Source organism: uncultured Oscillibacter sp., from assembly GCF_910579365.1.
Classification (GTDB): Bacteria; Bacillota; Clostridia; order Oscillospirales; family Oscillospiraceae; genus Oscillibacter.
The window spans coordinates 13,620-26,031 of the sequence record NZ_CAJTUX010000019.1 but is presented as its reverse complement, the minus strand read 5'-3'; the positions used below and the strand labels follow the sequence as shown (position 1 = coordinate 26,031).

At 62.4% G+C, this 12,412-nt stretch carries 10 protein-coding genes; 5 read left to right on the top strand and 5 right to left on the bottom strand.

All coding sequences use genetic code 11. The features are described from left to right. Nucleotide 1 precedes the first annotated feature (1 nt). Nucleotides 2-1,264 carry a zinc-binding dehydrogenase gene (locus QZ329_RS06865; RefSeq protein WP_295750143.1) on the top strand — a complete coding sequence of 421 codons (1,263 nt, stop codon included), beginning with the start codon at nt 2-4 and terminating at the stop codon, nt 1,262-1,264. Nucleotides 1,265-1,316: 52 nt separating this feature from the next. Here the strand turns inward: QZ329_RS06865 and glmS are convergent, their stop codons facing one another. Further along, nucleotides 1,317-3,155, bottom strand: coding sequence for a glutamine--fructose-6-phosphate transaminase (isomerizing) (glmS, locus tag QZ329_RS06860; protein WP_295750140.1), 1,839 nt, complete (start codon nt 3,153-3,155; stop codon nt 1,317-1,319). A 634-nt stretch (nt 3,156-3,789) separates the two neighbouring features. Here glmS and QZ329_RS06855 point away from each other — a divergent pair. From QZ329_RS06855 to QZ329_RS06840, 4 genes are all read left to right on the top strand, one after another. After that, entirely contained in the window at nt 3,790-4,137 is a 348-nt protein-coding gene (locus QZ329_RS06855) for an inorganic pyrophosphatase (protein WP_365351587.1), read from the top strand. A 160-nt stretch (nt 4,138-4,297) separates the two neighbouring features. After that, entirely contained in the window at nt 4,298-5,632 is a 1,335-nt protein-coding gene (locus tag QZ329_RS06850) for a glucose-6-phosphate isomerase (RefSeq protein WP_295750138.1), read from the top strand. A gap of 174 nt (nt 5,633-5,806) precedes the next feature. Further along, complete coding sequence (locus QZ329_RS06845; protein WP_295750136.1) at nt 5,807-6,967, top strand: mannitol-1-phosphate 5-dehydrogenase; 1,161 nt, start codon at nt 5,807-5,809, stop codon at nt 6,965-6,967. Nucleotides 6,968-7,167: 200 nt separating this feature from the next. Next, nucleotides 7,168-8,187 (top strand): CapA family protein, encoded by a 1,020-nt coding sequence (locus tag QZ329_RS06840; protein ID WP_295750133.1) that lies wholly within the window; start codon nt 7,168-7,170, stop codon nt 8,185-8,187. A gap of 322 nt (nt 8,188-8,509) precedes the next feature. Here QZ329_RS06840 and QZ329_RS06835 read toward each other — a convergent pair whose 3' ends face one another. From QZ329_RS06835 to QZ329_RS06820, 4 genes are all read right to left on the bottom strand, one after another. Beyond that, nucleotides 8,510-9,673, bottom strand: coding sequence for an iron-containing alcohol dehydrogenase (locus tag QZ329_RS06835; RefSeq protein ID WP_295750130.1), 1,164 nt, complete (start codon nt 9,671-9,673; stop codon nt 8,510-8,512). 28 nt (nt 9,674-9,701) lie between these two features. Continuing rightward, the gene (locus QZ329_RS06830) at nt 9,702-11,000 is read right to left on the bottom strand and encodes an amidohydrolase (RefSeq protein WP_295750127.1); all 1,299 of its coding nucleotides are present in this window, start codon (nt 10,998-11,000) and stop codon (nt 9,702-9,704) included. Between the two features lie 16 nt (nt 11,001-11,016). Next, complete coding sequence (locus QZ329_RS06825; protein ID WP_295750124.1) at nt 11,017-11,919, bottom strand: purine-nucleoside phosphorylase; 903 nt, start codon at nt 11,917-11,919, stop codon at nt 11,017-11,019. A 173-nt stretch (nt 11,920-12,092) separates the two neighbouring features. After that, nucleotides 12,093-12,233, bottom strand: a complete 141-nt coding sequence (locus QZ329_RS06820) for a hypothetical protein (protein WP_295750122.1) — start codon at nt 12,231-12,233, stop codon at nt 12,093-12,095. Nucleotides 12,234-12,412 lie beyond the last annotated feature (179 nt).

The window sequence follows — 12,412 nt, the reverse complement described above, 5'->3', positions numbered from 1 at the left end:
CATGAAGTCTAAGGGTGTGCGTCTCTACGGAGCTTACGACATCCGTCTGGAGGAGTTTGACCTGCCGGAAATCCAGGACGGCGAAATCCTGGTCCGGGTCATGAGCGACAGCATCTGCATGTCCACCTACAAGCTTCTGGTCCAGGGAAAGGCCCACAAGCGCTGCCCCCAGGACGTGGACGAACACCCTGTCATCATCGGACATGAGTTTGCCGGCGATATTGTAAAGGTCGGGAAGCGGTGGCGGGGCCAGTTCCGCCCGGGTGAGAAATTCGCCCAGCAGCCCGCCCTGAATTACAAGGGAAGCCTGGCCTCCCCCGGTTATTCCTATCCATACTTCGGCGGGGCGTGCACCTACTGCGTCGTCCCGCCGGAGGTGATGGAACTGGGGTATCTGCTCCACTATGACGGAGAGAGCTATTTCGAAGCCAGCCTGGGGGAACCCATGAGCTGCGTTGTGGGCGGCTACCACGGCAGCTATCACACCAGCCGCCACAGTCATGAGCACATCATGGGCGTCAAAGAGGGGGGGCGCGTCCTCATTATGGGCGGCTGCGGCCCCATGGGCCTGGGGGCCATCGAGTACCCCATGACCCTGGAGAAAAAGCCCGCCATGATCGTGGTAACCGACCTCTCCGACGAACGGATTGCCCGGGCGCGGCAGCTGATTCCCGAGTCCCTGGCCGCCGCCCACGGCATCCGCCTGGTGTACGTCAACCCCGGCCAGTGCCGGGACGAGTTTGCCGAGCTGATGGCGCTTACCGGCGGGGAGGGGTATGACGACATTTTCGTCTACAACTCCATCCGCTCCCTGGCGGAGATGGGGGACCGGCTGCTGGGCTACGACGGGTGCATGAACTTCTTCTCCGGCCCCACGGACAAGAACTTCTCCGCCTCCATCAACCTATACAACTGCCACTATTCCTCCACCCACATCATCGGCACCACCGGCGGTACCACCGGCGATTTGAAAGAGGCCATCCGCCTGGCCGCCGAGGGGAAGATTCGCCCCGCCGTCATGATTACCCATGTGGGGGGCATGGACTCCATTGTGGAAACCACGAAGAACCTCCCCGGCATCCCCGGCGGAAAGAAGCTGACCTATACCCAGTTCGACATGCCCCTCACCGCCATCGCCGATTTCCGTGAAAAGGGGAAAACCGACCCGCTGTTCCGGCGCCTCGCGGACTGCTGCGACGCCCACGACGGCCTCTGGAACTCCGAGGCGGAGCGCATCCTGTTCCAGCACTTCCACGTGATCTGACAAAGAGGCAGCCGGACCTTACGGCTGTAAGGTCCGGCTGCCTCTTTGCGGGTTATTCCACCGTTACGGACTTGGCCAGGTTCCTGGGCTTGTCGATGTCGCAGCCCCGCTGCAGCGCCACGTAATAGGCGAACAGCTGGAGCGGCACAATGGAGAGGGACGGCTGGAGCAGCGGGTGTGTCTCCGGCACGGAAATCACCCCGCCGGCGATTTTCTCCATCCGCTCCCGGAAACCCTCCGTGGTGACAGCCAGCACCGTGGCCCCCCGGGCCTTCACCTCCACCACATTGCTCATGGCCTTGTCGAAAAGAGCGGCGCAGGTCCCCAGGGCCACCACCAGCGTCCCCGGCTCGATGAGGGAAATGGTTCCGTGCTTCAGCTCGCCGGAGGCGTAGGCCTCGGAGTGGATATAGCTGATCTCCTTAAGCTTCAGCGAGCCCTCCAGACCCATGGCGTAGTCCAGATTCCGGCCGATGAAAAAGATGGAGCTGTGGTTGAAGAAACGGGAGGCGAAGTACTTCGTGTCCTCATAGTTCTCCAGATAGCGGCTCATTTTATCCGGCAGGGCCTGGAGCTCCGTCAGGACCGCCTGATAGGTCTCCTCTTCCACCGTTCCCAGCAGGTTTGCAAGGTAGAGACCCACCAGATTCAGCGCCGCCAGCTGGGTGGAGTACCCCTTGCTGGTGGCCACGGCAATCTCGGGACCGGCCCAGGTGTAAAGCACATCGTCGGCCTCCCGGGCGATGGAGCTGCCCACCACGTTGCAGATGGCCAGGGTCCGCCCGCCCAGGCGCTTGGCCTCCCGGAGGGCGGCCAGGGTATCCAGCGTCTCGCCGGACTGGCTGATAGCGATAACCAGGGTATGTTCATCCACCAGGGGCTGGCTGTAGCGGAACTCCGAGGCCAGCGCCGCCTCCACCGGCCGGCGGAGCAGCCGCTCCCAGGTATATTTCCCCACCATTCCGGCGTGATAGGCGGAGCCGCAGGCAATCATATAAATGCGGGAGACGCCCCGGGCGTAGTCCGCCGTCAGGCAGATGTCGTCCAGAACCACCCGGTCCCCCCGGATGCGGGGGGAGATGGTCTTGCGAAGGGCCTCCGGCTGTTCCAGAATCTCCTTGAACATGAAGTGGGGATAGCCGCCCTTCTCGGCGGAGGCCGCGTCCCAGTCAATGCGGCTGTGTTCCTTCTCCAAGGGGTTCAGCTCATCGTCAAAGACGTCCACGCTCTGGGCCGTCAGCACGGCGATCTCCCCGTCGTTCATATAGGCCACGTCCCGGGTGTGCCGGAGGATGGCCGTGGCGTCGGAGGCGATGAAGTTCTCCCCCTCCCCAAAGCCGATAATCAGCGGGCTGTCCTTCCGGGCGGCGATCAGGGCGTTTGGATAGTCGGAGCAGATAATGCCGAAGGCATAGGAGCCCTCAATGCGCCGGAGGCACCGGCCCACGGCCTCCAGCAGGTTGCCGCACTCCTGATAGTGGAACTCCAGAAGGTGGGCCACCACCTCGGTGTCCGTCTCGGAGGCGAAGGACACGCCCTGCCGTGTGAGCTGTTCCCGCAGCTCCAGATAGTTTTCAATGATGCCGTTATGTACCAGGGCGATCCTGCCGTCCCCGCTGACATGGGGGTGGGCGTTGGCGTCGCTGGGTTCGCCGTGGGTGGCCCAGCGGGTATGACCGATGCCAAGCGTGCCCTCCAGGTCCGCCCCGTCATGGGTCAGGTCCGCCAGGACCTGAAGGCGGCCCTTGGACTTTCGCACCTGGAGCCCCCGGGTTTCGGACCGGACGGCGACGCCGGCGGAGTCATAGCCCCGGTATTCCATCTGCCGGAGACCCTCCAGCAGTACGGGGGCCGCATGTTGTGTTCCTACAAAGCCTACAATTCCACACATGGGATATGTTCCTCCTAATCGGGAAAATTAAGAGGACAAATGCGCAGTCACTTGCCTTCTCAGGACGGTCACGGCCCTTCTGTTCCACGGTTGCCCGTGTATTTGTAAGCCGTGTCACGCGCCCGCCCAGGGCACGGGGGGGCATCCGCCGAATCCCTCGATCCTCCCCCCTCCTCGTCGTCGTCGGGGCGAAATCCGTTCCTCTCCGTCCCCGCCGCCGGCCTGCGGCCTCTGGCGAGGTCTCCGCTCCACTCCTTTGCCCCTCCTCTCCCCACGAAAACCGCTTTGCTGGGTTTTCGCGGGGGCCCCGAAGAGACATGCGCGGCGGCGCCGCGCTTCATAGCTCCCGCTTTCGCGTCCTTTGTTCTTCGTCTCCCGTTCCCCGCAGGGGTGGGGGTTGCTCAAGGGGGAGCCTGCTCTCCCTTGAAAAGAGGAGGAAGGAATGGAGCGGGCGGAGCCGCCGCCGCAGGCGGCGGCGCAGCAGAGCGGAATTTCTTCCGACGATCTGGCGCTTTGATGGGTTGAATCCCATGGCCTCCTTTCTTCTCTGCGGTTTCGGTGCGGCCTTTCGGCCTTACTGCATTATACTAAGGTGGGTTCCAATTGTCAACTTGCCTAAAAAGGAGGCGGCTTTTTGGACAACCTGAATGGTGAATTTTGGGCCGCCCTGGACCGGCTGGTCCGCTCCTCGGAAATCGTGATCGACCGGCCCAGAGGCTCCCCCCATCCCCGTTACCCGGATCTCCTGTATCCTGTCGACTACGGCTATCTGAAAGGCACCTCCTCCATGGACGGCGGGGGAATCGACGTATGGGCCGGAACAGCGGGGAAATCCCTTGACGCCATCCTCTGCACCGTCGACCTCCTGAAAAGAGACTCCGAAATCAAGCTCCTGCTGGGCTGTACAGAGGCGGAGAAAACGGCTATATGGGACATGCACAACCGGACACCTTACATGAAGGGCATTCTGATTTGCCGGTGAACGGCACAGTCCTTCTCCGCATACTCCTCCAAAAATTTTTTACCAACTTTTTCCCTTGCCTGTCTTGCCGTCGACTTGCCAAAATGTTATACTGGTTTCGGCATCGCTTTTAGCGGGAAGCTACAAAAAATATGAAACCTCACGGAAAGGAAGCTGTATCATGCTGAATGTAAAATCCTTCCAGATCGAGCACTTTATCCCTGCGGATTATCAGGACGCCGCCGCCCCCCGGCTGGCTGAGGCTCAGGAGAAGCTCCAGAAGGGCACCGGCCTGGGACACGAGTTCACCGACTGGGTCCGCCTCCCCGTGGACTACGACAAGGAGGAGTTCGCCCGCATCCAGGCCGCCGCCAAGAAGATTCAGGGCGACTCCAAGGCCCTGGTGGTCATCGGCATCGGCGGCAGCTATCTGGGGGCCCGGGGCGTGGTGGAATATCTCTGCTCCCCCAATTACAACCAGAAAAAGAAGCAGACGCCCAACATCTATTTTGTGGGCAACGGCCTCTCCTCCGACGCGATGCAGGAGGTCTTCGATCTCATCGGGGAGGAGGACTTCTCGGTCAACGTCATCTCCAAGTCCGGCACCACCACCGAGCCCGCCGTGGCCTTCCGCTTCTTCCGGGACGCGCTGGAGAAGAAATACGGCAAGGACGGCGCCAAGGGCCGCATCTACGCCACCACCGACAAGGCCCGGGGAGCCCTGAAGTCCCTGGCCAACGAGGAGGGCTGGGAGAGCTTCGTGGTGCCCGACGGCGTGGGCGGGCGGTACTCCGTCCTCACCGCCGTGGGCCTGCTGCCCATCGCCGTGGCCGGCATTGACATCGCCCAGCTCATGGGCGGCGCGGCGAAGATGATGGAGGCCTGCAAAACCGCCTCCTTCGAGAATCCCGCCTGGTGCTACGCCGCCCTGCGGGACGCGCTGTACCAGAAGGGCTGGTCCATCGAGGTTCTGGCTTGCTACGACCCCGCCTTCCGCTTCATGCTGGAGTGGTGGAAGCAGCTCTACGGCGAGAGCGAGGGCAAGGACGGCAAGGGCCTCTTCCCCGCCAGCGTGGAGTTCACCGCCGACCTCCACTCCATGGGCCAGTATATCCAGGCCGGACGGCGCATCATGTTTGAGACGGTGGTCCGTCTCGGCGCCTCCGAGCACCAGCTCCTGGTGCCCAGAGACGAGGTCAACGGCGATGGGCTGAACTTCCTGGCCGGGGAGTCCATGGACTATATCCGGGACAAGGCCATGGAAGGCACCCTGCTGGCCCACACCGAGGGCGGCGTGCCCAACGTCATCGTGGAGACCGGCGGCAAGAATGCCGAGGCCCTGGGCGAGCTCATCTACTTCTTTGAGTACGCCTGCGGCCTGTCCGGCTATCTGCTGGAGGTCAACCCCTTTGACCAGCCCGGCGTGGAGGCTTACAAGAAGAACATGTTCGCCCTCCTGGGCAAGCCCGGCTACGAGGCCCAGAAGGCCGAGCTGGAAGCGAAACTGGGCAAATAAGTTCGCTATTCGCCCACCGGGCGATGGGGAACCGTTCCCGCAAACTGCACAGGCGCAGGGGCGGTTCTCAACCGCCCCCGCAGACGCCGCCCCGTCCCACGGGCGAGGCGGCGTTCTTAAAGTTATGGCGAAATCGATTACGACTGGAAAAATCTCAATTTTAAGGAGGAACTTATGAAACAGGCCATTCAGATTGGCGCGGGCAACATCGGCCGGGGCTTTATCGGAGCTCTGCTCAGCCAGGCGGGCTGGCACGTCACCTTCGCCGACGTGGTGGAGCCCATCATCGAGGCGCTGAACCGCGACCACGGCTACACGGTTCACATTCTGGACAAGGAGCCCGGGGAAATTTCCATCATCAACGTGGACGGCGTGCTCTCCACCTCCCCGGAGTTTGCCCAGCGGGTGGCCCGGTGCGACCTCATCACCACCGCCGTGGGCCCCAACGTCCTGCCCATCATCGCCAAGTCCATTGCCTCCGGCATTCAGGCCCGCAAGGCCGCCGGGAACACCCAGCCGATGAACGTGGTCTGCTGCGAGAACGGCCTGCGCACCACCACCCGCCTGAAAAACGAGGTGGTCAAGCACCTGAACGGGGAGGAGATCGCCTTCCTGGAGGAGACCGTTGGCTTTGCCGACTGCGCCGTGGACCGCATCTGCCCCAAGCCCAATTTCGAGAACATCCTGGACGCTGCCGTGGAGCGCTACTGCGAGTGGGATGTGGAGGCTGCGGCCTGGAAGGGGGAGAAGCCGGAGATTGCCGGACTGACCTTCGCGGACAACCTGATGGCCTATCTGGAGCGGAAACTCTTCACCCTGAACAGCGGTCACGCCATCTGTGCCTATCTGGGCTATTTGAAGGGCTACGCCACCATCAAGGACAGCATCGCGGACCCCGCCATTGGCGAGATCGTCCACGCCGCCATCTCCGAAAGCGGCGAGGGCCTCATCAAGGAATTCGGCTTTGACCCCGAAGTACACCACGCCTATGTGGAGAAGATTTTCGCCCGTTACCAGAACCCCTTCCTGGAGGACGAGGTGCTTCGCGTGGGCCGGGAGCCCATCCGGAAGCTGGAGCCCGGCGACCGGCTCATCAAGCCCCTGACCACCGCCGCCTCTTACGGTCTGCCGGTGGATCACCTGCTCTTCGGCGCGGCGGCCGCCCTGCGGTTCGACTGTCCGGAGGACCCCCAGAGCGTGGAGCTGCTGGCCAAAATCAAGGCGGAGGGTCCCGCCGCCGCTCTGGAGGCATACTCCGGGCTGAAGCCGGAGAACCCGCTGTTTGGCCGCATTCTGGACCTCTACCGGGCTCTGGCTGTGGCGGAGAAAGGATGATGGAAGAACGTGGGGCGGAAGAGATTCCGTCCCGTGTTTTTAATATGTTCTTTCCTTTTTTGAATACTTCTGTTACAATGGAACCGAGCCTCGACCCATGAGGGCGGACGAAGAGGCGGAGCTCCCGGGGAATCGGAGAGATTCCCTGGAAGAGGTTTTCGCCCAGACTTCCACTCTTTCCGGAAAGAAGGGAACGGAGCATGCGTTTTCTGGCAGGCATCCTGGCGGCGCTCATGCTGGCGTCCGTTTTTCCCGCAGCGGCGGTTTCACCGGACCTGGAGCCGGAGAAGGCGGAGGAGGTCCCCGCCTCGTTTGAGATCACCATGACATTTACAGGCGATATGCTCCTCGCCTCCGGTCACGGAAAGCGGGCGGCGGGGAATTTTCTGGACTACGCGGCAAAGCAGAAACCGGAGTACTTTCTCCAGAACGTCCGGTCCATTTTCGAAGACGACGATTTCACGGTGGTCAACCTGGAAAACGTCCTGACGGACCGGAATCTGACGCCCAGGGAGAAGACCACCGACCCCGCCTTCTGGTTCCGCTCCGGTACCGCCAACACCGGCATCCTCACCTCTTCCAGCGTAGAGGCGGTCTCTCTGGCCAACAACCACACCCGGGACTATGGCGCCAAGGGCTATCAGGACACGGTAAAGGCGATCACCGCCGCCGGAATGGACTATGGGGACAATGACCGGACCTTTTATCTGGAGAAAAACGGATACCGCATCGCCGTCATCTGCAACGGCCTTTGGAACGAGGGGCAGGCCGGCTCCATCGTCAGACGGCTGAAGGCCGCCTCGGAGGTCTCCGATTTTCAGGTTGTCTTTTACCACGGCGGCAAGGAGGGCGTCCATACGCCGGAGGAATGGAAGGTCCGGGCCTCCCGCCGCCTGGTGGACGGCGGCGCGGACCTGGTGCTGGGCAACCATCCCCATGTGCTCCAGCTCCGGGAGGTCTACAAGGATGCGGAGATTGTCTACTCCCTGGGCAACTTCTGTTACGGCGGCAGCCGCCAGCCCAAAAACAGAACGGTGATCTACCGCCTGACCCTCCAAATCGAGGACGGGACGCTGACGGAGACCCGCTCCGAAATCATTCCCTGCTATGTCCACACCGGCGGCACGGCCAATAACTACTGTCCCGCCCCCATCGCTGACGAGGAGCAGCGCCAGCGGGTGCTGGATTTTATGGACGGGAAGGCGGCGCTTCCCTATTGAGCGGCAAACACAATCCTCCCCTCCGGGCAAAGCGCAGCCCGCCGAACGTTCTTTTCGGCGGGCTGCGCTTTCATCCTTTTGTCCTGGGAGGGGCTTGAGAATAGCCCCTTGAAGCCAAAGGGGAAACAAACAGGACGCCGGCGGGCGGCGTCCTGAATGGGTCTAGCGGTCGCTTGGAAGCCAGCAATCCTGGAAAATCAAATCGTCCACGTCTCCGGCGGCGGTTCTCTGTATGCTCACGGCGGGTCCTCCTTTTTGGTTTTCAGACTATTGACCAGTCTATGCGGCAGGAGGGAAAAAGTTGCCTGTGAACCTGGGAGCCTTACAGGCTCATCCGGTAAATGTTGACGATGTCCTCCACGCTGAGGGGGACGAAGGTCCTGTCAAACCCGCTGTTCCGGGCCTTTCGGGCCATTTCCGCAAAGTGCTCCGGACCGATGCCCACCTCCGCCAGTGCGGCGGGAAGCCCCAGGGAGGTAAAGAAGTCCCGGGTTTTTTGAATGGCGGCCTCCGCCAACTGCCGCCGGGGCAGGGAGGCGTCCAGCCCCCAGACCGCGGTTCCGTACCGGGCGAAGCGCCCCTCGGTCGTCTCGTTCAGCACGTAGCGCATCCAGTTGGGCGTCAAGATGGCCAGGCCCACGCCGTGGGTGATGTCATAGAAGGCGGAGAGCTCGTGCTCCATGCGGTGGACGCTCCAGGCCACGGGCTTGCCCATTTCGAGAAAGCCGTTGATGGCCCAGGCGGCGTTCCACATGAGGTTGGCCCTGGCCTCGTAGCAGTCGGGGGTCTGGATGGCCTGGGGACCGTATTGGATGCAGGAGCGAAGGATTGCCTCCGCCAGACTGTCCGCCAGATAGGAGGTCTCGATGGGACTGAAATAGTTTTCGAAGGTGTGGGACATGATGTCGGCGGTGCCGGCGGCCGTTTGGGCGGCGGGGAGCGAATAGGTGTAGACCGGGTCCAGGATGGACACGGCGGGATAGCAGCAGGGACCGGCGAAGGACTCCTTCTCGTTGGTGTCCGGGTTGGAGATGACGGCGATGTCGTCCATCTCCGAGCCGGTGGCGGCCATGGTCAGCACGGTGAAGATGGGCAGGGCCCGCTCCGGCGCGCGCTTCAGGGCGGAAAAGTCCCAGGGGTCTCCATCGTAGAGGGCGCCGGCGGCAATGCCTTTGGCGCAGTCGATGGCGCTGCCGCCGCCCAGGGCCAGCACGCCGTCCAGCCCCTCTTCCCGGCAGAGGCGGACGCCCTTCCGGACGGTGGCGATGCGGGGGTTGGGCTCCACGCCGGGGAGCTCGGCCCACTGGATGCCGTGTTCCCTCAGCTGCTGGATGGCGCCGTCAAACACGCCGTTGCGCTTCACGCTTCCGCCGCCGTAAACCACCAGCACCTTGTGAGCCCTGGCGGCGATCTCCCCGCCCAGCTTTCGAATCTGTCCCTCTCCGAAGTGGACCACGGTGGGAATCGAGTAGGTAAAGTTTTTCATATGGCCGGTCCTCCCATAGATAGTGCGGTCAGCTGTTCAGCCGCTTGGCGGCGGCGTTGGCCTCATACAGAATTTTCTCCGCGTCCAGGGTCAAAAATTCGCCGTTTTCGTACAGAATAGTTCCGTCCACCATGGTCATTACCACATCGCTTCCCTGGGCGGAGTAGACCGCCAGCGCCAGGGGATCGAAATTGGGAACCATGTGGGGCTTCGTCAGGTCCAGGGCGATGATGTCCGCCTTTTTGCCCACCTCCAGCACGCCGGTGTCCTCCCGGCCCTGGAGCTTTGCCCCGCTGCGGGTGGCCATGGCCAGGAGCTCCGCGGGTTTCAAAATGGTGGGGTCCCGGTGGTAGCCGTTGTGAAGGACTGCGGCCAGATGGAGCTCTTCCATCATATTAAGGTTGTTGTTGCTGGCGGCGCCGTCGGTGCCCAGGGTGACGTTCAGCCCCAGGTCCAGCATCCGCTGAATGGGGGCGAAGCCGCTGCCGAGCTTCATGTTGCTGGTGGGGTTGTGAATGGGGCTGACGCCCTTTTCCAGCATCAGGGCCATGTCCTCCTCCGTCACAAAGACGCAGTGGGCGGCGGCGGTGGGGGAGTCGAAGGTTCCCAGGTCATAGAACCACCGGGCGGGGGTCTTGCCGTATTTCTCCACACACTCGTCATGCTCCTTTTTCGTCTCGGAGAGGTGAATGTGCATCCGGCCTCCCAGGGACTTGCAGTCGGCGCTGTAGGGACCCACAATGTGCTCGAAGCAGGTGTACTCCGCGTGAACGGCGAAGTCGATGCGGACCCGCCCGTCCGCCGCGCCGTGATAGTCCTTAAAGAGCTGGATGGACTCCTTGGCCCGGAAATTCTCGGCGTAGGTCTCGTCCTTGTTGAAGCACTGGACGGGGCGGCTGATGTTGGCCTTGATGCCGCAGGCTACGGCGTTTTCCACGGCGGTCTGGGGTTCGAAATACATGTCGGAATAGCTGGTGGTGCCGGTGGAGATCATCTCCAGCAGGGCCAGCTGGTTTCCAAGCCTGATATCCTCCGCCGTAAGCTTGTCCTCGATGGGCATGATCTTCCCGAACAGCCACTCCTGAAGATTGAGGTCGCTGCCCACGCCCCGCAGCAGCACCATGGGGCTGTGCCCGTGGCAGTTGATGAGGCCCGGGAGAAGCAGGCGGCCGGTCATGTCCTTCTCCTGGTCATAGCGCTCCTGGGGCCTTTCGGTTCCGATGTAGTCGATGGTGTCTCCGTCAATGCCCAGCCAGGCGCTCTCCAAACAGCGAAAGCCCGTCCCCTGGGCGGCCATAATGTCGCAATTTTTCAGCAGCAGTTTCATGGTGTTTCCTCCTGTTTCAGATCATAGATATGATTTTTTTCAGATAGACGCTGAACTCCTCCGCAATCACGCGGGCCGTCTCGTCCACCTCCGCGCCGCTGAGAGGCCGGTTCAGCACTCCGGCGGCCATGTTGGTAATGACGGAGAGGCCCAGCACGGGCAGTCCGCAGTGGGCGGCGGTGAGCGCCTCGGTAACGGTGGACATGCCCACGGCGTCGGCCCCCAGGACGCGGGCGGCCCGGATTTCCGCCGGCGTCTCAAACTGGGGACCGGGGAAAAACATGTAGGTTCCCTCATGGACCCGAAGGGAAGAATCCCCGGCGCAGTCCAGGGCCAGCTTCCGAAGCTCCGGCGTGTAGGCCCGGGTGGTGTCAAAGAACCGGGGGCCGAATTCCTCCACATTGGGCCCCCGGAGGGGGCTGTCCCCGTTGAGCTTGATGTGCCCGGAGAGGACCATCACGTCCCCGGGACGGTAGGCGGTGTTGACGGCTCCGGCGGCGTTGGTGAGGATGGCGGCCCGAACTCCCAGGAGCTTCATCACCCGCATGGGAATCACCAGCTCCTCAAAGCGGTAGCCCTCATACGAGTGGAAGCGGCCGGACATGCACACCACCCTCCGTCCGGCGGCGGTGCCAAAGATCAGCTTTCCTGCGTGGGAGTCCACGGTGGAGAGCAGAAAGTGGGGAATGTCCGCGTAATCCACGGTCACAGGGTCTTCGATGGTCTGGGCGAAGGGGCCCAGGCAGGAGCCCAGGACGACGGCGATTTCCGGCGGCGCGCCTGCCCTTGCCCGGAGGAAGTCCGCGCTTTTTTGGAAGTATTCATATGTATAGGCCATGAGATTTAAGGTTTCCTCCTGACTGTTCCGCAGGGCGGAGGCCGCTGCGGTTTGAAAGTATCCCTCCCGGCGGCGTTCCATACGTCCGGAACGTCCGACGCCGGGCCGGTTTCATGTGAAAACGAATAAGAGCTATTGTATCACAGCTCTGTTTTTCTGTCAATCTGACAGAAACCGTGAAGGGCAGTGAGGGAGCAAAGCCCCCTCGCCGTCCTTCCTGTGTCCGGCTTCCCCAGATTACCAAAAGGCAGAGTTTACGGATGCTCCTCCATCCAGCGGACCGCGCAGTGGGCCAGACAGGCGGAGCCGATGGGACAGACGTCCTCATTGAACCGGACCCGGCCGGATAGGGAGGCCTCGTTTTCCTTCAGCAGCTTTGCCGCCGCCAGCAGCATTTGCAGTTTGCCCGCCGCTATCCGCCCCCGCCCTTGGGGAGGCCAAGCGCGGCAGCCCCGCCGGCTCCGGCCCGGAAACGGCAGGGCAGGAGGCGCTTGCTTCAAGCCGCCGGATGGGATATAATGGTGGAAAAGCAAGGGGGGCGTGACGCCTGCGGCGATGGAGGAGGGGGGAACCA